This is a genomic window from Aestuariivivens sediminis (genome assembly GCF_022662105.1).
Lineage (GTDB): Bacteria > Bacteroidota > Bacteroidia > Flavobacteriales > Flavobacteriaceae > Aestuariivivens > Aestuariivivens sediminis.
On the sequence record NZ_JAKMCP010000001.1, the window covers coordinates 359,877 to 381,642 of the forward strand.

The 21,766-nt window shown below is 37.6% G+C and carries 13 protein-coding genes; 6 read left to right on the top strand and 7 right to left on the bottom strand.

What is annotated here, in order from left to right; translation table 11 throughout:
- Positions 1 to 29: 29 nt before the first annotated feature.
- Genes MR054_RS01625 through MR054_RS01650 form a run of 6 tightly spaced genes read left to right on the top strand, consistent with a single transcriptional unit; the run spans position 30 to position 9,654 of the window.
- Entirely contained in the window at positions 30 to 1,193 is a 1,164-nt protein-coding gene (locus MR054_RS01625) for an SGNH/GDSL hydrolase family protein (RefSeq protein ID WP_242155520.1), read from the top strand.
- Between the two features lie 21 nt (positions 1,194 to 1,214).
- Entirely contained in the window at positions 1,215 to 2,702 is a 1,488-nt protein-coding gene (locus tag MR054_RS01630) for an arylsulfatase (protein ID WP_242155522.1), read from the top strand.
- A gap of 28 nt (positions 2,703 to 2,730) precedes the next feature.
- A complete protein-coding gene (locus MR054_RS01635; protein ID WP_242155524.1) occupies positions 2,731 to 4,680 on the top strand; it encodes a sialate O-acetylesterase in 1,950 nt (649 codons plus the stop codon).
- A 27-nt stretch (positions 4,681 to 4,707) separates the two neighbouring features.
- Positions 4,708 to 6,315 carry a glycoside hydrolase family protein gene (locus MR054_RS01640; RefSeq protein WP_242155526.1) on the top strand — a complete coding sequence of 536 codons (1,608 nt, stop codon included), beginning with the start codon at positions 4,708 to 4,710 and terminating at the stop codon, positions 6,313 to 6,315.
- Positions 6,316 to 6,317: 2 nt separating this feature from the next.
- Positions 6,318 to 7,775: a sulfatase gene (locus MR054_RS01645; protein ID WP_242155528.1), complete on the top strand. Its 1,458-nt coding sequence runs from the start codon at positions 6,318 to 6,320 to the stop codon at positions 7,773 to 7,775.
- Between the two features lie 31 nt (positions 7,776 to 7,806).
- The gene (locus tag MR054_RS01650; RefSeq protein WP_242155530.1) at positions 7,807 to 9,654 is read left to right on the top strand and encodes a T9SS type A sorting domain-containing protein; all 1,848 of its coding nucleotides are present in this window, start codon (positions 7,807 to 7,809) and stop codon (positions 9,652 to 9,654) included.
- Positions 9,655 to 9,760: 106 nt separating this feature from the next.
- Here MR054_RS01650 and MR054_RS01655 read toward each other — a convergent pair whose 3' ends face one another.
- From MR054_RS01655 to MR054_RS01685, 7 genes are all read right to left on the bottom strand, one after another.
- A complete protein-coding gene (locus MR054_RS01655; protein ID WP_242155532.1) occupies positions 9,761 to 11,251 on the bottom strand; it encodes an alpha-L-fucosidase in 1,491 nt (496 codons plus the stop codon).
- Between the two features lie 67 nt (positions 11,252 to 11,318).
- Complete coding sequence (locus tag MR054_RS01660; protein ID WP_242155533.1) at positions 11,319 to 13,010, bottom strand: sulfatase family protein; 1,692 nt, start codon at positions 13,008 to 13,010, stop codon at positions 11,319 to 11,321.
- Positions 13,011 to 13,057: 47 nt separating this feature from the next.
- The gene (locus tag MR054_RS01665; protein WP_242155534.1) at positions 13,058 to 14,521 is read right to left on the bottom strand and encodes a glycoside hydrolase family 27 protein; all 1,464 of its coding nucleotides are present in this window, start codon (positions 14,519 to 14,521) and stop codon (positions 13,058 to 13,060) included.
- Between the two features lie 27 nt (positions 14,522 to 14,548).
- Positions 14,549 to 16,120 carry a glycoside hydrolase family 31 protein gene (locus MR054_RS01670; RefSeq protein ID WP_242155535.1) on the bottom strand — a complete coding sequence of 524 codons (1,572 nt, stop codon included), beginning with the start codon at positions 16,118 to 16,120 and terminating at the stop codon, positions 14,549 to 14,551.
- A 136-nt stretch (positions 16,121 to 16,256) separates the two neighbouring features.
- Positions 16,257 to 16,991, bottom strand: coding sequence for a DUF5017 domain-containing protein (locus MR054_RS01675; RefSeq protein ID WP_242155536.1), 735 nt, complete (start codon positions 16,989 to 16,991; stop codon positions 16,257 to 16,259).
- A 26-nt stretch (positions 16,992 to 17,017) separates the two neighbouring features.
- Positions 17,018 to 18,616 carry a RagB/SusD family nutrient uptake outer membrane protein gene (locus MR054_RS01680; protein ID WP_242155537.1) on the bottom strand — a complete coding sequence of 533 codons (1,599 nt, stop codon included), beginning with the start codon at positions 18,614 to 18,616 and terminating at the stop codon, positions 17,018 to 17,020.
- 19 nt (positions 18,617 to 18,635) lie between these two features.
- Entirely contained in the window at positions 18,636 to 21,725 is a 3,090-nt protein-coding gene (locus tag MR054_RS01685) for a SusC/RagA family TonB-linked outer membrane protein (RefSeq protein WP_242155538.1), read from the bottom strand.
- Between the last annotated feature and the right edge of the window lie 41 nt (positions 21,726 to 21,766).

Here is a 21,766-nt window from a genome sequence, read left to right on the forward strand (position 1 = left end):
ACGCACATGAACACAAAACAACTACAACAATGAAATTATTAAAAATTTTAAGTTTAAGCCTATTATTTCTTTCTTCAACTTCATTGATTTATCATTTTGAAACAAATGAAAACGTGAGAATACTTTTAATTGGTGACAGTACAACTATTGGAGGCAAGGGTATTTTTGAAACTACTATTGAAGATATTATTAATAAAAACACGGAAACGCCTTCAGTTAAAGTAATTAATTCTGCAAGAGGAGGAGAAACAGCCTTTTCGGTTGTTGAAAGTGGTCGATACGATAATGATATCAAACCATTAGGTGAGATGGACTATATTTTTGTGAGATATGGCATTAATGATTCTTTTAAAAGAAAACCTGTTGAAGAAAATTTCCCTAAAGACTATAAAAATCTAATTGCTAAATTAAGGTCTGATTTCCCTTCTGCAAAAATTATTCTAACTACCATTATTCCTTTCTTTAAAAATGAAGACGACTCAATAATCATAAATAACATGGTTAAACAATTAGCTGAAGAAGAAAAATTAGAATTATTCGATGTTTATCCCGCATACAAGAAAGCATTAGAAACACACGGTGAAAATTCTATGAATGTTAGGTTTTATCCTCTTTCCGATATTCCAGAGGATTATAAAGAAGTGGCCTTGCCCTATTCTTCATATGTTAATTGGAAAGAAACGGATATGGTACGAATTCTAACAACTGAGTTAGATCCTGTTTTCGGCAATTTAGAAGGTTGGTACGACGATCGTCATCCCAACCCAATGGGTTACAGATTACTAGCCATGGAAACTGTAAACTACATACTTCCAAGATTAAAGAAGAATCTCAAATCCTTGCCTTTGTCCAAAAAAGAAGTAGAAAATAATACAGATAAAATTTATAAACTTACAGCACCAAAAGCGTTTAAAGCTGGTCAAGAAATCAAGGTAAGTGTTTCATATGCGGTGAGCCAAAAAAGGGATTTAAGGGTTTTTATTCAATTAAACAAAGATCCATGGACTCTTGTATCTACAACTTCAAAAGGAGTTGATATGGGTTCTGGAACCGAAGAATTTAGTATGACAATTCCGAAAGACACAAAAACAGGATCCGACTACAAAATTTCGGTTAATATATTACCTAGAGGAAAAGGTTGGCCGTACAGATTGGATGAGCGTTTACAAAATAATGTGACTATCATTAATTAAATTCAATAAATAAATGACAAAATGAAGAAAATCAAATATGTATTGTATGTAATGTTTTTTACAGCATCACTTTTTAGCTGCAAGAATGAAAATAATAATAAAAGCGAGAAGCACCCTGAAGAAGAAAAACAAATACAGCCAAACATTATTTACATATTGGCAGACGATCTTGGTTACGCAGATGTTGGTGCATATGGACAAACAAAATTCTATACTCCGAATATAGATAAGCTAGCAAAAGAAGGTATGTTGTTCACACAGCATTACGCTGGTAGTACCGTATGCGCTCCTTCACGAAGTGTGTTATTATCCGGTAAACATACCGGACATACATCCATTCGAGGTAACAAAGAATTTATTCCTGAAGGACAGCACCCTTTGGATGCCGAAACGTACACCATTGCCGAAATGCTAAAAGATGCGGGCTATAATACTGGTGCTTTTGGCAAGTGGGGACTTGGATTTGTCGGCACGGAAGGTGACCCTAACAAGCAAGGCTTTGATGAGTTTTACGGCTATAATTGCCAACGGCAGGCACACCGTTATTATCCGGAACATTTATGGCATAATAATGAAAAAATTGTATTAGAAGGAAATGAGGGTTTTAAAAACACAAACACGTATTCTGGTTATTTAATCCATGAAAAAGCATTGAACTTTATAGAGTCAAACAAAGACAAACCATTTTTCCTGTTTTATCCCAATGTAGCACCTCATGCTGAACTAATTGTTCCTGAATCTGAGATAGAAAAATTTAGAGGTGAATTTGAAGAAAACCCCTTTATAAATACCGAATCAGGTGCTAATTATGGCGATGAGAACTTTGAAGTTAAATATTATACCTCACAACCAGAACCCCACGCAACCTTCGCTGCAATGGTGTCGTTACTTGATCAACAAGTAGGTGAGATCATAGCTAAACTAAAAGAATTAGGATTGGACGAAAACACTATAATTATGTTCTCTTCCGATAATGGGCCACATAAGGAAGGTGGTGCCGACCCGGATTTCTTCGATAGTAATGGTGATTTAAAAGGATATAAGAGAGATCTCTATGAAGGTGGAGTAAGAGTTCCTATGATTGTGCGATGGCCAACCAAAATAAAGAGTGGATCTGAGACAGACCACATTTCAGCTTTTTGGGACATCATGCCAACATTGGCTGAAGCAACTGGCGCTCAGGCTTCAGAAAATATTGACGGTCTTTCATTTTTACCGGAGTTGTTAGGTAAAGAGCAAAAGGAACATGATTTCTTATACTGGGAGTTTCATGAACAGGGAGGCAAAAAAGCGGTTAGAAAAGGTAAATGGAAAGCTGTGAAATTAAATTGTTTTAACGAAGCTGAAACAACTGTGGAATTATATGATTTAAGTGTTGATGTTGGAGAAGAAAACAATATTGCCTCAGAACATCCGGAAATCGTAAAAGAGTTGGTTGCAATTATGGAAAGAGAACACGAGGAAAATGAAGACTTTCCCTTCAGAGCAAAAGTGGCCAATAATTATTAAAAAAACCTAGGTTTAATCCATGAAATTCATGAAGTTTCTATTATCACTAATCCTTTTTATTTGGTCTTCACAATCCTTAAAGGCTGATGTGAGTGTTGCAGATATTTTTTCTAGTAATATGGTTCTGCAACGTAATATGGATTTAAAAATATGGGGTACTGCAGATCCTGAAGAAGCATTAACGCTTAGTTTTAATGGACAAAATCTGAAAACCAAAGCGGACAAAAATGGTAAATGGCAATTAACACTCAAGCCCATGTCCGTAGGAGGTCCTTTTGAAATGATCCTTCAGGGCCATAATAAACTTGTGCTTGACAATATTTTAATAGGTGATGTCTGGATATGCAGTGGACAGTCCAATATGGCTTGGGCCATGAAGAACTCAAAAGATGCCAACAAGGAAATAAAGAATGCCGATTACCCAAACATCAGATTATACAGTGTACCCCGCGAAATCAGTACGGTACCAATGTCCGAAATCTCAAATGCATCCTGGGAAATATGCAATCCCCAAAATATCAAAGAATTCTCTGCAGTTGGTTATTTCTTTGGTAGAACTATTCATCTGGAACAAAACCTTCCCATCGGACTTATTAACACATCCTTTGGAGCAACTTGTGTAGAAACCTGGACTTCGCGAGAATCAATGATCAAGCTACCTAATTATGAAAATTTCGCTGCGAAAATCGACACTTTTAATATAGAAAAAGAAAAGGACAAGAAAAGAAATAAATTACGCAAAACACTTGGAACTTTCCCAGAAAATGAAATGGGAATGGAAGAGAAATGGATGTTACCTGAAACTGACCGTAGTAATTGGTTGAGTATACCACTCCCCGGTATTTGGGAAGAACAAGGTTATGACAATTTAGATGGTCTTGTTTGGTTTAGCCGTGATATTGATTTGAATATCAAAGACGACATAGATAAAATAGAACTTCACTTAGGCATTATTGATGATTCAGACATCGTTTGGGTTAATGGTGTTAAAGTTGGTGAAACAAATTGGGGGTTTGAAACTGAGCGTGTTTATACAATCCCGAATGAGGTGATCAAATCAGGACCAAATAATATTACTGTAAGAGTTCAAGACAGGAGAAATAAAGGGGGGTTTACTTCTTCGCCTAATGATTTATTCATAAAGCTTGGTAAAGAGAAAGTTCCATTAAGCGGTAAATGGAAATTTAAAGTGGATCAGGTTTACGACAATTTTGAAATTTCCCCGAATGAATCGCCAAGCTTACTTTTTAATGCCATGATTCATCCTTTAATGCCCTATGGTATGAAAGGCGTTATTTGGTATCAAGGTGAAAACAATACAGGAAGGGCAATGGAATACAGAATAACCTTTCCAAACATGATTAACAATTGGCGACATGAGTGGAAACAAGGTGAATTTCCCTTTTTATTTGTTCAGCTCGCCAATTTTGGGGCTCCCAATGATGCTCCAAGGAATTCTAACTGGGCAGAGTTACGTGAATCGCAAACTAAAGCCCTGGACTTAAAAAATACAGGAATGGCTGTGGCTATAGATTTGGGGGAAGCCTACAATATCCACCCAAAGAATAAGCAAGATGTTGGTAGACGATTAGCCTTGGCGGCTCAAAAAATAGGATACAATAAAAATATTGTACACTCAGGTCCTCAATATAAATCCATGAGAATAAAAGACGATAAAGCGATTATAAGCTTTGATTATGTTGGCTCTGGTTTAGAAGTAAAAGGCACAAACGATCAACTAAAAGAATTCGAAATAGCTGGAGAGGACCAAAGATTTTATAAGGCATCGGCAAAAATAGAGGGAGACAATGTAATGGTTTGGTCAGACAAGGTCAATAATCCGGTTGCCGTGCGTTTTGCCTGGGCAAATAATCCTTCAGAATTTAATTTCTATAATAAAGAAGGCCTGCCTGCTGTACCTTTTAGAACCGACAACTGGAAAGCTGTTACCCATGGCAAATCATTTAACGATTTATAAGCCAACAACAATAACGAACTTATTAACATGAAAAAATTACTTTACTCTTATTTTTTGGGCTTATTGTTAGTCTCTTTTGATAGTCTGCCTGCTCAAGAGCTAATCGTTTTTGAAGACATTCCTGGTCGCGAAACATCAGACCATTATCAGTGCAGAATTAAGTTTGAAAGTCAAAGTGATAGTGAATGGCGAGAAGCGCATGTCCTTCAGACTCGAGCAAAAGAAGCATCTGAAGATCCAGAGAATGCCTATTATGATATACTAAGAGGATTCACGGCCTCTTGGATTGCCTTCGAATCTGATTTTAAAGGAGACCAGGTTGTGGTCGAAATCTCCAAAAAAGATGGTTCTCCTATAACAAAAGCAATGGTAAGACCTGTTGGCGATGCCTCACCTGCAAAAATTATTAATGGCAAAGCTTATGTGACTTTTTCAGAGCCTGCTAACGTGAATGTGGATATAAACGGGCAAATGGAAGATAATTACACAGGTTTTGGTTATAAAGGACCCAAAGTTCATACGATAACTATATTTGCAAATCCAGTATTTCCCAAACCCAACATAAATGATTCGTCCGTTAAAGTTCTGCAACCAGGCGAAAATATTAATACTCTAGACCGTAATACCTGGCAAACCATTGTTTTTGCTCCGGGTGTTCATAACATAGGATTGGGTTTTCAAATTCTTAATGATGAAACCATTTACATTCCTGGTAATGCTGTTGTAAAAGGAACCATACATCCATTAAACAAATGGGGAAATGATGCTTCTAAAAACTTTAAGGTCTACGGCTCAGGCACTTTGAGTAGTGAGCATATTGTAAGGCATCCGGATGATGATGATAACAAATTGGTTAAACCCTTTACGTATCAGGCAGAAGGTGCTCACCTAGAAGGCTTTGTAATAGCAGATCCGGCATTTCATGCCCTCAATATGAATCATTCAAGCGGCAATGGAATACATCCCAACATCTATAAAAATATTAAAATATTGGCATGGAGAAAGAATAGTGATGGGATAAACGCTTTTCGAGATTCCGAAGTTTCAGATTGTTTTTTCAGGGTGCAAGATGATGCCTTTTACCTGGGAGCAAGCAATGTGAATCAACACGATAATGTGGTATGGACAGATGCTAACGGAGCTGTTTTATTTTTACAAAACATTAAAGATGGAAGTACTTGTAATTTTAATGACATTAAAGTAATCTATCAGCGTTCACAATGGCATTGGTGGCACGGTGGCAGAACTATTAGTTTCCGCTCGTTGCGCCCAGGTAATACCCTTGCAAATATTCATGTAAAAAATATCCTTGTGGAAGATCCATTACCGGCTTTTCCTCCTTTTTATGGAAGAATGGAGTCCAGAGGTAATTCAAAGGAAGATATAGTAATGGAAAACTTAGTTTTTGAAAATATACATCAGAAACACGATGGTGTATCGACAAGTTTAGATCCGAAGAAAGGAAAACCTAGAAACACCTTAACGGGACTAGATGAAGGTAGAAAAATTAAAAATATTGTATTTAAAAATTGCGCTTTCAACGGTAAGCCCTTAACACGTTTTGAAGATGGAAATTTCTTCACAGAATTTGTGGACCCTGAAACTGTAAAATTCACTTATACCCTTGAAAAATAATCATGAGGCTTATCAAATTACTTCTTTTTCTTTACTTTTATTCTGCAAGCTTAATTGTTCAAAGTCAAGTTCCTGATAAGCCCAATGTACTGTTTATCGCCATTGATGACCTGAATGATTGGGTGGGATGCTTTGGGGGTCATCCGCAAGTAAAAACGCCCAATCTAGACAGACTTAATGCGCAAGGTGCTATGGTTATGTCTAAAGCGCAGTCGCCCGCTACAGTTTGTGGTCCTTCACGTTCAGCAATATTGACTGGTAAATACCCAAGCAATACAGGAGTTTATAGGAATGATATCAATCTGAAAAACGCGCCAAAGTCTAAGCGTTTAATCACCTTACCAGAATACTTTAGTAAATATGGATACCATACACTGTCTATGGGTAAAATATTTCATAAACATCCCATACCAAATTCAAAAGAACAAGATGAAGGTCAATGGGCCTTTGATGAATGGCATCGCCATTTGGGTGGTGTAGGTCCAATATGTAAGAATCGTCCAGTTAATGGTTTACCAAATCTGCCAAATGAAAATATGGATAGTTATCATTCATGGGCTTTTGATTGGGGTCCTACAGTAGGTAATGATGAAAAGAAAATGCAAGATTATAAAACCGCAAAATGGGCTGCAGAACAACTTTTGACCAGAGATTTTAATGGAAACCCATTTTTTATGGCTATTGGGTTCAGTAAACCTCATTTGCAATGGTATGTGCCACAGAAATATTTTGACATGTATCCACTTGATGATATTATTTTACCCGAAACCAAGGAAGATGATCTTTCCGATATATTGAATAAATATGGTAAACAGGCATATACACCTGCTGATTCATGGCAAAGAGCAGAAAAATACAATCGCCATAAAGAAGCTGTTCAGGCCTATTTAGCGACCATTGCATTTGTAGATGATTGCATAGGTGTATTGATGGATGGGTTAAACGCCAGCAAGCATGCAAATAACACCATTGTAATGCTTTGGGGAGACCATGGTTGGCACTTAGGCGAAAAACAAAAGTATGGCAAAACACAACTTTGGATTGAAGCGACTCGAGTTCCTCTTATGGTAAAGGTGCCTGGTCTGACTCAAAAGAATAAAACATGTGAAGGAGTAGTCAACCTTATTGATATGTATCCCACTTTAATCGATTTATGCGGGTTACCTCCAAACCCTTCAAATGATGGACGGAGTTTCGCTAATCTTCTTCAAGTACCTGATCTATTATGGAACGAGCCAACCCTTACCACAGATAGATATAAAGCCCATAGAATATACGATGGACGCTTTAGCTATATAAATGTAGAGCCTACTGGAGTTGAGGAACTTTATGATCATCTAAGCGATCCGATGGAATATAATAATCTCATTTCGGATCCTAAATATGTTGACATAAATAAAAGACTTAAGGGTTATTTACCACCTTTAAATGAACCAGAAGGTCCTAAAAATATAAAATGATAAATCAATCGCAACCCCAAAAACATAAATTATGAATATAACTACAATTTTACTGAACATAATTTTTTTTCTACTTTATTTTACAGAGCTAAGTGCCCAAGAACTTGTTGTTTTCAACAATATTCCCGGTCGGTCGGCCTCCGATCATTATCTATGCAGGGTGAAGTTTGAAAGCGAGGACAACACCGCCTGGCGCGATGCCTTTGTTCTGCAGACCAGGGGGAAGGAAGCAGCAGAAGATCCAGAAGGAGCATATTATGGTGTTATAAGGGGCTTCACAGCATCCTGGATCGCCTTTGAATCCGATTTTAATGGGGATAAGGTCGTAGTAGAAATTTCGAAAAAGGACGGCTCTTCAATAACCAAGGCCATGGTAAGGCCGGTAGGCGATGCCTCCCCTGCTGTTGTCGTTGACGGCAAGGCCTATGTAACATTTACTGAACCTGCCAATGTCAACGTCGATATAAACGGGCAGATGGAAGAGAATTATACCGGATTTGGTTACAGTGGGCCTAAGGTACATACTATAACCTTGTTCGCAAATCCCCTATTACCGGTACCAGATGTAAATGATCCTTCCGTCAGGGTTTTACAACCGAACGAAGATATTAATAGCCTAGACCGTGCCAGCTGGCAGACTATTGTTTTTGCACCAGGAGTGCACGATATAGGCATGCCTTTTCAAATTTTGAGCAATGAAGTATTGTACATACCGGGAGATGCTGTTGTACACGGAACCATTCATCCATTAAACGCATGGGGAAATTCGGCTTCTAAATTCTTTAAGGTCTATGGCTCGGGCACCCTAAGTGGAGAAAATATCGTAAGAGCCCCCAGCGATGACACCAATATTGCAACCAAGCCCTTTACACGTCAGGCTGAGGGTGCTCATTTGGAAGGCTTTGTGGTTGCAGACCCTGCCTTCCACACCTTTAATATGAACCATTCCAGTAATAACTTAGCCAATCCCAATATTTATAAAAACCTGAAAATATTAGCATGGAGAGTTAATAGTGATGGGATAAACGCTTTCAGAAACTCTGAGGTCTCCGATTGTTTTTTTAGGACACAGGATGATGCCTTTTATTACGGAGCCAATAATGTAAACCAACATGACAACGTGGTTTGGAACGATGCCAACGGGGCGGTTCTATTTCTGCAGAACATACTCGATGGGAGCACCTCAACGTTTAGGGATGTTAAGGTGATATACCACCGTGCTCATTGGCATTGGTGGAGTGGTGGGAGAATAGTCAGTTTTCGTGAAAGATCAAATGGGATAACTATTTCGAATGTAACGGTTACCAATATTTTGGTAGAAGACCCACTTCCAGCTTTTCCGCCATTTTATGCTACTATGATTGACGATCCCGGAGGGGTGAATATCAATCTTAATAATATTTTAATAGAAAATGTACATCAAGAACATGATGGTGTGACTACAAGTTTTGTTCCGCAAGGCGATAGTAAACCCCAAAACACTATGATAGGTGTTCCTAGTCAGGTGTGGGAAAATATTTGGTTTAAGGATTGTTATTTCAACGGTAAGATTTTAACCAGTTTTGAGGACGGTAATTTTTATACGGAATATGTTGATCCCAATACCGTAATTTTTAATGACCCAAATTTATCGACGGGAAAACGAATTGATTTCGGAGTAAGTATATTTCCCAATCCGGTTAAAGAAAAGGTAATTATTAAAAGTGAAACATCAATAGGCAATCTCACTTTATATTCTTTGACAGGGAAGCTCATATTTAATACAAATTTAAGTACCCTAGAAGAAAAAATAGATGTTTCTGAGCTTTCCAAAGGGATGTACGTGTTAGAGGTTACGAATTCCAAAGGAAAAGCCAAGGCTAAACTCTTGATAAATTAAAACAAACAATAAATTGAAATCACAGATAAAACAATGCCAGATCTTTCCGTTTTAATTTTATTTAATAATTTGACACTGTTTAGGAAATCCGATTAGTATGGAATTTTCAATTCATATAAATGACGTTAAACTCGGTTATTGAGGGCGGTGCAACGGCTTCAAGCACACTAAATCTGAGTTTATAGGTTTGGTAAGAATACGGGAATTTAATCACTTTGCAGTCGCCCATAGGTTCGTCGCCCATATAAATGGTTTGCCAAACATCATCTTCTAAAATATCTATCTTATAAGATTGAATTCTATTAGTTCTGTAGTTTGAAAAGCTATCGCCTTCATCTTTACGAGTATCCTGGTATTCGAATATCGAGATTTTATTAAACTCCTTTTTTGGGTTCAATCCGATTTCCAAAGTAGCTAAAGTGTCTTCTGCAATCCATCGTGTTTGCATTCCGCCGTCTACGGCTAATTGACCCCCATAACTTTTTTCATCATTATCTTTTACTGAGGACACCTTAATTTTGTTATTCAAAGAAATGAATTCTCCATTTTTGGGTAATTCTTTACCTTTTTCTAATTTCAGGTGCTTTCCTAAAGAAATTATGGCATTGGCCTCATGTTCTCGGATTAACCCTCTTTCATCTGGTGGCACATTTACCAACAACGTATTGTCAATATCGGTACACCAATAAAACAGTTCTTCTAATTCATCCAAATCGCGGACGGGCCTATAATCCCTTTTTTGAAACCAGTTCCATCTTTTACTTAAACATATGGTATTTTCAAATGGAAGATAATAAGATCGGCCTTCGTGTAAATATTGCTTTTTATCTAGCTTATGTGATATTTTGGGATCCCATAGACGGAAATCACTTGGAAAATACTGAAACGTGTAATGGTTATTGACAGTCATAGAATCGGGTAAAGCGAATTTTCTCGAGCCTGGTTGTAACTCAATGGTATGATTGACACCGACGGCACACCGAGGTTGTAATTTTTTTATATGACGGTAAACACGATCTAAGCTCCAATCCGACACTTTTCGATCCCAGCCACCATCAAACCACAACTCACAAATGGCTCCATAATTGGTAAATAATTCGGTAAGTTGATTAATCATATAATCAACATATTTTTTCGAATTCTTATCCTTATAAGTGGGGTGATTACGATCCCAAAGCGAATAATAAAGACCTAGTTTAAGACCATATTTTTTGCACGCTTTAGCCACTTCTGCAACAATATCGGTTTTTACAGGAGCCGATACCACATCATAGGTAGTGTATTCACTATCCCATAAACAAAAACCATCGTGATGCTTTGTAACAAGAAGAATATATCGAAAGCCTGCATCGTGCGCAACGCGTACCCATTGATCGCAATCCAATTTGGTAGGATTATAAATTGAAGCGGGAAGGGTTCCATCTGACCATTCGACATCTGCAAAGGTGTTAACCCCAAAATGGATGAACATGCCATACCCTCGGTCGATTAGCAATTTCTGTGTTTGATTGGGTTCAGTTGAAGGTTCTATTACTTGAGCCAAAATTGAATGACTAATAAACAAAAAAACGAAAACCAATTGTTTAGATGGCTTCATGAATGGCTGGTTTATTCAATATTAATGTCTGGGTATTTATAATAAATGGAGGATTATACTCATGGCTCTATTCATAGTCTGACAAATCCATTTTGTCTAAATCACCAGGATTAACCCAATTGGTATCTTCAATGGTAAACTCACTAGCCATAAAACGTTCATAATAATTCCAGCCCTGGTCATTCGAAAATTTATAGGTATTAAAAATAGCACCATTACCAAACATACGGGGATCATTTTGCTCTTTAAGCATGGTCTCCATTCTATCTTTCATGTTGTTCTTGATATCTTCATATTCGGAATTGTTGGCCAAATTGAGCATGCATTCCTTATCCTTGCTTAATTGATAAAGTTCCTCATTCATTGTTCGTTTCCCCATAGACCATTGCCAATATTTGTCTTCTTCCCCACTCCTGAACTGTCTTAAAATTTCAGTCTTGGTAGGTGAGCCGTCAATATCCAGATAGCCTATTTCAGGATTTCCTGCGGGCCATAAGGATATGTCATAATTATATAGGTACAAATAATCATTTGACACTATGCCCCGGATTGGAAACCCTTGATTTTCAGGACGGCTGTAATCGTGCCGCTCTTTCCCTATCAGAACAATATCCCTTTCTGGGTTTACCTGTTCCTCTTCTTCCGACCAGAAAATATCCGATAAACTCCTGCCAGGAGAGCTATGCATGCCAGACTTGTTAAAATCTATTCCAGCTAGCTGGAGAAAGGTAGGAGCAAAGTCGATAAAACTAACCATATCTTTAACCGTTCGTCCTGGATTTTTTATGCCACCAGGCCACATAATTGCTAATGGAACATTATTGGAGTAATAATATTCTTGTGCTTTACAGCGAGGAAATGGCATGCCATGATCTGAAGTGAAAACTACAATTGTATTCTCTAACAATCCCCGTTGTTCAAGATTATTGATCATTTTTCCTAAGTGGAAATCCGCATATTCAATCTCTAAGGCATAATCCAACATATCATTTCTTATGATATCGTTATCCGGCCAAAAAGCAGGAACAGAATCAATAGCGGTAATTTTTTTGCTGGCCACGCTATGACCGGATCCATATTCATATTCCCGGTGGGGTTCCCTGGCTCCGTACCAGAAAAACCATGGTTCACCTTTATTAACATCGTTCAAAAAATCATCAAAATTAGTAGCGTAATCTTCCGAGCTCATTTTGTTGGCCCATGGTTTAATTTTATTGCTATTGTAAGATTCGCCTATTAACTCTCTAGGTTTGCCGTCAATTTCACCGGGATCTCCAGGTCCCCAGCCTTTACCCGTTTTAGCGGTTTTATAACCCTTTTCACGCAGAACCTCTGGGAATGTCATAAATTTCTTTGGAAAATTGTTCACATGATTGGCGGCTTCTTCCAACTGCCATGAATTGCGACCAGTTAGTACCGCAGCCCGTGATGGGGCACACTTTGCATTTGGCGTGTATGCATTGGTAAAAAGAATGCCTTTTGAAGCTATTTTATCGAAGGCAGGTGTATGGATCCAATCATAACCATAGGCACTCATATGAGGGGAGGCATCATCCATAATACAAAATAGAATATTTGGACTTACTACTTCTTTTTTGTTCGCTTCATTACAATTGAATAATAAGAAAACAAAAAACACAAAGACAATTCGATACTGCATGGGGTGATAAAATAAATAATTAATAACACTGGAAAATTCAAAAATACCATTAGGATTATTCAGCTTTGATAAGCCTGAAAAATGAATATCATCGGACATTCCAGATAATGAAATCCAGTAATTTCAAAATATATAAAATAACCTATCTACATCTTTATGGGAGAAGCATATTTTAAGAACACCACACCGTTGGGGTTTATCGTAAAGTAAAAATTATCTACTTCTTTGTTGGCCCAAATATCATGAATAATATATTCCTCGTCATCAACGAAATTAAAGTCACTTTTTGAAAACGATAGGGATTTTAAAGATTTTGATCGATTAAAAATTCCAATCCAGCCATCTTTTCTATCTTTTTTGGGAGTTTTCCATATTTCAACATTATCTTCATCATATATCAAACTACCCATAATGCCATTTTGATTACAGTCCAGAACATCTTCATGAGTAATTAGTTCTAGCGAAAAATCGTCCAGTGTAGGTAAATCCCCTCCCATCATCAATGGTGATGCAGATAAAGCTCTAAGCGTTATAAAGGTATACATTTGATCCTTTGTAAAAGCACTTTGCCTTGTCCAACCTTTACCAGCCAAAAGTTCCACATTACTCAATTCCCCGGATTCTATTTTTTTTGCTATGTCTTTTTTTGACTCATGCCCATTTACACCTTCTGGCTTTGGGGACATAAGTTGTAATTTTCCAAACGGTATCATATCTAAGTCAATCCAAAAGCCGGGTTCTTCTTCTCCTTGCCATTTTCGCCATGCATCAAAACACTGGTCTAAACCCACTTGGTCATCCCAAATATCTGGTGTAACACGTAACATATGTGCACGTTTGAAAGAATTTATAGCACTGACATCAACCTTATTACCCGGACTTAAGCTATAAACCATTGGTCTTCCGCACTGCTCAATAGCATTGGCTACGCCCTCCACCTCTTTAGGAAAAGGCACTAAGTCGTCATATTTTAAAAAGTCTACACCCCAATCTGCCATTTGATTGATTAGAGAATTGTAAAATTCTTGAGCGCCTGGTTTTGACATGTCCACACCATAATTTTGATGATTCCATTCACAAATACTGGTGGTGTCGGCAATGTCTCTTGCATGGTAATCTGTGCCTTTTATCGGTGTGTTTTTTTTATATGCGGCTCTTGGAATACCTCTCATTAAGTGGATTCCAAATTTTAAGCCTAATTCATGGCAACGATCTATGATGGGCTGAAGCCCATTAGGAAAGTAGGTTTTCGAAGGTTGAAGTAAGCCATATTCATTAATATTGACTTCGGTAGCATGCTTTTCAGCAGGATACATTGTTCCATCTTTAAGCTTAAATTCACCAAACCATCCGGCGTCAATGACAAAATATTTATAGCCATGAGGCTTTAGTTTCTTCGCAAAGACCTCGAGATTTGCCAATGCTGCCTCTTCATGAAGGTAAACACCATAGCTGTCAAAACTATTCCATCCCATAGGAGGCGACTGGGCCAATTGTTTTGATTCGAGTTCGGGTTGTTGAGAGTCTTTTTTTTCAGGCTTAAAACTCAGACCAAGTCCAAAAAAAATCGCAAGGATTAATCCAAGTATACTAATATTCTTTATATTCATTTTATTGAGAATATATAATTCTGTTTATCAAATCATTTTAAAATAGGGCAAGCGCTCCAGCGGAACACTTATCTCAATAGTTTTGCCTCCTTTATGTTCATTCCCCTTTTCATCAAGCCATTTGCCCTTAGGCAAAATTACTTTTCTAGATCTCGCCCCTTTTTTAACAACCGGAGTAACAATGATGTCATCACCCAAAACAAATTGATCTTTAATAGTTTCGTATCCATTACCTGGAAAGGCTAACTCCATTGGTTGAACAATGGGATTACCAGTAATAGAGGCCTCTTCGGCTAATTTTAAAATATGTGAGCCAAATTTTTTATGAAGATTTGCCATATCAAGGCATATTCGCTCATGAGGCTCACTTAATACGCGCCAAGGTGCAACAGAAAATTGCATCATTGGCATAAGGGCATGCACTTGAGCTGATCTAACAATTAATTCTTCATCAATAGTAGCCGTGTTCAAAAAGGATTGGTATTCACCTCCCCCAATCATATCCGGGCAGGTATAAGCATACCCCATCACACTTTGAGACATTTGGTCTGGGATTAATCTTTCTAAGTCTTCCCAGTCATGTCCTTTATCCCTTAAGCGCTGGGCCAAAGGCAGACCTGCCATTTTCCATGATGCTCTGTATTCATTTAGAGGATAATGCAACCCCAATTCAGCAAAATATTGGGTATGATCGTTTGGCAAGGACTCATTGAATGAAATTAAACCTTCAGTATAAAATCCCGCATCCCCTGCATCAAATTTAAATCCATCTACACCATATTCATGAATTAAATAATCTAATTGTCCTTTAAACCACGCCTTTGCTTTTGGATTGCTCAAATCCAGACAGGCACTGGCGCCATTCCACCAGCGGATAATAGCCGCTTTGTTCCTTGTATTGGCCCACAATATTTCTTGCGTTCTATCGGCATCAAGAAGTAATAGACCATCCGCTGCCAACTTGCGAAAGGTTTGGGAGTCGGAACTCACGAAAGGACATACCCACATCATGACTTTAAAACCCATATTGTGCAATTTCTTAATCATCCCTTTGGGATCTTTAAATCTGCGCGCCGAAAATTCCCAGGTCCCATAATCTTCCTGCCAGTTGTCGTCTATCATCATTACACCAGGAGGATATCCTTTATCAATGATACTTTGAGCGTATTTGAGGATATCTTCCTCATTTTGGTCATACATCAATTCAATCCAGGTATTATATTGTGGGTGCGTGAACAGTAGTTCATCCGGTATTTTACCATTGGACGGGAAGTAATTTTTGGAGACAAAATGGTATGCAGATTTCAAATTGCCTCCAGCAGTACCATGATGAATTTGCCCACTTTTGGTGGATACAGATAGTATGCCATGGGAAATACCATATTCAATGGGACTCTCACTCCAAATATAACGCCCCTTACTTGATAATAGAAGAGGTTGTGCTTGATTGCCTTTATTGTCACCATACAAATTCAAGGAAAAATTAGAATCTTTATCGTATGGTGTCTGATAACCTAATGAACTGATACCTCCCCACCAATATTCATCATCTTGCACAGGAATCTTAATTGATTCTTCTGTCTGCGAAAACAATGTCATAATGGCAAAGCATATGAATATGTAACTGAGTATAACCTTCATTGATTGACAAATAAGAAACTCCCAGCCTGCAGAAAAAACCAAGCAGGGAGTTAAATAAAACTAAACAACTAAACTATTTAATGACAAGTTCTTTCTATGGTTCTGTTACTGTAATTACTAACTCTTTGATATTGCGACTCAAATCATATTCATCACCAGAGGATGTTCTATCATCCTGATAACCCGAACCCGAATATTGTTTATCGCTAAGATTAGTCGCTATTAAAGTAACCACATACATTCCTGGGTTAGCATAAGAATATTCCAGTGTTTTTTCATATCTATCAATAGCTACTCCAGTAGAAAAACCTCCTTCGGGAGCTAACAAAGTGCTATTATCTTCATAGTAGGCATCTACTATATCTCTAGCAACCTGCCCTTGTAATTCAGTAAAATACTCCCAAATTATATAGGCGGCTGTCAGCTTATTGGTATATTCTATCCCTACCTGAGTTGCCATATTGGTCATGATTGCATCTAAATTTAGTTGATTACCAGGCCCTGCATTTGCATTGTGGGTATTTACACTGGGTTCAAGAAAATCCCTAATGTCTGGTAAGGCTTCAGATCTTAACACTACAAGTTCCTGGTCTACATCCACTCCTGATGTAATTGCCAAATGACTTTTTTCGAATTCATGATTTTCATCTCCAGTAAATATCACAAAGGTTTCTGCACCTCCTGTAATTGTAAACTTTACCGTTTCTCCAACAACAGGGCTTGAATTATCGACTGTAAAGTCAACTTCCGGAGTTTCTAAATCATCACTACAGCTGATAAATATAGATGTAGTAAGAAATATCAATAAAAATTTTATACGTAATTTCATTTTTGTTTATTTTATCATTTAGACTCTTAATAACCCGGGTTTTGAGTTAAATTTGGATTTGCCTGTAATTCGGTATTTGGGATGGGCAGCAGTTTATGATGTTCAGCAACATTATCAGCTGTTATATTCCACCCTCTGCTTTCTGGAGGAGAAGTGGTTGTCAGGTATTTTATTCTCTCAACAAGATTTCCCCAACGCACCAAATCGAACCAACGTTTGGCTTCACCACCCAATTCACGAGCCCTTTCATACATAATATAATTTTTCATGGATGTATAATCCGGGTAATCTACAGATGAAATATCTGGTAAAATACTTGAATCGGTAGTTAAATTTCTGGGCAGTACATCGTTATGTAAATACTCTCTAGTACCATCGCCATTGACATTTCTGGCTCTGGCTCTTAATTGATTTAAAACATCAAAAACTTCAGCAGTTGGGCCATTATTTACTTCATTTAGTGCCTCGGCATAAATGAGCAACACCTCTGCATATCGAAATACGGGCCAGTTATGATCCGCATCTCTAAATTGATAATTTTCATTGCGAACCGGCCAACGTCTATACTTTCCTATTTTCCACGGTTCCCACCACGGCCTATTCAAATTTAAAGTTCCATTACCGTTGACCCTTGTCTGATTGGTTGTCCATTCCTGCCTAACAAGGTCTGTGGGTTCATAAATAGTATTAAAATAATCCGTAGCATGAATATTTCCCCAACTTCCACCTTTGTCCGGAGGTCCTTGCAAGCCCATATGTGCTCCAATCCAACTGCCTTCATTAATACCACCACCCTTAAATTGAATATCAAAAATCATTTCATTATGACCTTTGTTTTCAACGATAAAAACATCTGGGAAATACGGCTCTAATTGATATTCTCCACTATCTATCACTTCTTTAGCATATTTAGCAGCTAATTGAAAATCTGCAGATCCATCACCACCATCTCGTTCTGCCATACTACCCCTTGTGAGATATACTTTAGCAAGTGCAGTTTTAGCGGCACCAACTGTGGCTCTACCTGGTTGGGTTATTTCTGAATTAGTATCCAGGTGTTCTACACCAAACTCTAAATCTCCAATAATTCTTTCATAAACCATTGAAGCAGGATCTCTTGGAACTTCTAAGTTTTCTAAAGAATTGGTCTCTGTATCAAAATAGGGAACATCACCAAAATAACGCACCAAGTTAAAATACATCATAGCCCTTAAGAATCTGGATTCTGCAACTAATGTATTTCTTCTGTCCTCATCCATGTTAACATTGGGAACATGCGTTATAGCTGCATTCACCTCATTAATACCCTGAAAATGATCTCTCCATAAACCCAATATTACTTGAACGTTATCGGCTGAAAAGGTATAGGTACCTATACCGCCTTGAGTATTCCAATTGGCCGTTCTAACAAGGTCTGTTGTAATAAAATATTGAGTATTTCCATAGACACCATTTCGTTGCAAAGCATTGTATGCGCCGACTACAGCTGCCTCTGCCTGATCGGCCGTTCTATAATAATTCTCAGGAGATAATTGAGATTTTGGCTCTTCTTCTAAAAATTCTTCGCAACCAGCAAAGAATACCATTGAAGCAAATATTAACAGATAATTTTTTAAATTTTTCATGGATTATTTTTTTTGACATTTATAAATTTATAGACGCTCCTAATGTAAAGGTTACCGATCTAGGATATGTGGCAAAATCTACTCCTGGCCCTACCTTTGCAACGGTTCCAAAACCGGTACTTACTTCTGGATCGTACCAACTGTAGCGTGTTATCATAAAAGGATTATTAACTCTTGCAAATAATCTCATTGTTCTTACTCCGTAATTAGTCATGACATCCTCAGGTAAGGTGTATCCTAAAGTAATATAATCGCACTTTAAGAACGAGCCATCTTCAACTAAACTACTTTTCATGTAGTTAGAATATGTATCTGGTACTTGACCGTGTACCGTTCCATCTGGATTTAGAGGCGTGAACGCATTCGGCACAAACCCTGATAGGGTATTCCAATTTCCATTTCCTACTCTATCTAAAAATAGTGTATTCGCATTAATTACATCGTTACCCACACTCCATCTTAAAAAGAAACTAAAATCGAAGTTTTTATAGGTAATTTCACTATTGAAACCCCCAATAAAATCTGGCTGTGTATTTCCAATAATAACCCGGTCATTGCTATTGATAACACCGTCGCCATTAACATCTCTAAATTTTACCTGACCAGGAATATTTTCTAAAAGCTGTGAATCCGGACTATTAGCAATTTCGTTTTCACTATTAAGAACTTCGTCCTCAATATACCCTACAAAGGTGCCAACCTCTTCCCCCACACGTAACATAATTTCATCTCTAAAATTAAAATTAAATACTCTGGAGAAATACATTTCATCTCTTTCACCTAAATCTAAAACTTCGGTTTTATTGGTGGAGAAGGTTAAGGTAGTATTCCATTTAAAATCCTCGGTATCGATATTAACAGAATTTATTGCCAGTTCAAACCCTTTGTTACTTATAGAACCCACATTCTTTATGGCCGTTTGAAATCCGGAAGTTAAAGGTAATTGTACATCCAATAATAAGTCATCCGTCTCCTTGTAATAGCCATCTGCTGTTACTGAAAGTCTATTTTTTAAAAACGCTAAATCCAGCCCGACATTATATTGAGACGTAGTTTCCCATTTTAAATCAGGATTAGCTACACTCCCAGGTACTTGACCAACCACCAAAGCATCTCCGAATATATATCTTTCCGTATTTAATCTTGCCAAAGACTGATACGTCGGAATCTGACTATTACCTGTTACCCCATAAGATAATCTCAACTTAAATAAATCAAATGTATTCAAATCTTTGATGAATTTCTCTTCGGAAGCAACCCAACCTAATGCCAGAGAGGGAAAATAACCCCATTTGTTGTTTGGCCCAAAACGCGAATCCGCATCCCCTCTGAAGGAAGCTGTTAACAAATATTTATTTGCATAGGAATAACCTACTCTGGCCAAGAAGGATAAAGCATTATTCTCCTCTACTATATTTACCGGAAAATCTGCTTGTAATGCCGATGACAAATCAAAAAGTCCCAGCGATTGTTCTTCAAAATTTGAAGCGCCAAATGTTTGTAAGGTTACATCTTGAGTTCTGGCTTCAAACACGGCAGTAGCATTGAAGCTATGCTTTTTAATTCTTTTGTTGTAGTTTAGACGTGTTTGAAAATTTGTATTATCATAAAGACGTGATCTAAATCTGGCAAAACCATTAGGATCAAAACCTCTTCTAACACTACTGGGGTAAAATTGTGAATCTGTGTTTCTAAATCTATTTACACCATAACTTGTATACCATCTTAAATTATCAGTAAGCTTGTATTCCAGAAATAAATTTCCTAAAATCCTTTCTGATTCAGAAAAGTTTTGGACTTCGTTTATATATGTCAACACATTCTCAGCATTCCAAATAAAGGTCGCATCGTCATCCTGAAAATCAGCAATATCAAAATCATCAGGCATAAAAGGATTCAATTGAAATACGGTTTTAAGCACTGAATTTTGATCCCAAACCGTAACTAAACCCTCCGTTTCTTTTAAGGAATACGTTATATTTGAACCAATCCTTATCTTTTTCCCTATTTTTTGTTCTAAATTAGCACTTAGATTGGTACGATTGAATTCAGAGTTTTTAATAACACCTTCTTGTCCTAAATATCCAGCTGACAATCTGTATTTCATGCCGTCTGAACCCCCACTAAAACTAATATCCGCTTGATTTGACAAGGCAGGGCGGGTAATTCTATCTATCCAAACAGAACCTCTTTGACCCGAATTTTGGATATCTAGCCATTGCTGTATATTACCTTGATTACCACTATTAATAAAGTTTAATTGAGGCCCCCTTTCTATCTGCCAATTTAAATATTCCTGGTCATTCAATATGTTTGGTGTATTGGTCATTAAAGAAACACCACTGTTATATTCAAAATTAATTTGTGGTTTCCCTGTTTTTCCTAGCTTGGTAGTTATAAGAATAACACCGTTGGCACCTAATGCCCCAAAAACGGCAGTCGCAGAGGCATCTTTTAAAACTTCCACAGATTCGATATCGTTAGGGTTAAAATCGGCTAAAGGGTTTTGAGAAGGGTCGCTATCATCCGGAATGATTGGAAAATTATCAATCACGTATAGAGGTTGATTCCCACCTGTAAGCGTAGAACCTCCTCTAACTAATATTCTCACCCCCGCTCCTGGCGAGCTGTCCGTTTGGGATATTTGTACCCCTGCAACCCGTCCTGCCAATGCACTTTGCAAAGACAAGGGTTTACCTTTCTCGATACTCGTTCCTTTAACAGAAGCTGTGGAACCTGTAATATCTCTTTTTCTAGCAGTACCATAACCAACTACTACAACTTCGTCAAGGTCTGTAATTGATTGTTTCAAGGATACATTAATTGTTTGACGTTCTCCAACCACGACAGTTTGATCGGCAAATCCAATGTAACTAAAAACGAGAATGGCATCAGACCCACTTACATTAATTGAATAATTTCCATCAAAATCGGTAGTCGTACCAGTGTTCGTACCGCCCAAAATGATGGTTACTCCCGGCAGCGGCAAGCTGTCTTCTCCACTAACTACGGTGCCACTTACCTCCCGTTGTTGTGCAACAACTGCAATAGGTATAAAGAACCATAAAAGTATAAACAGCTGTTTTTTTAGTTTTAGTTGGTTTTTCATAAAAGTTAATTTAATAGTTTGAATTCAGATTATACGTGTTA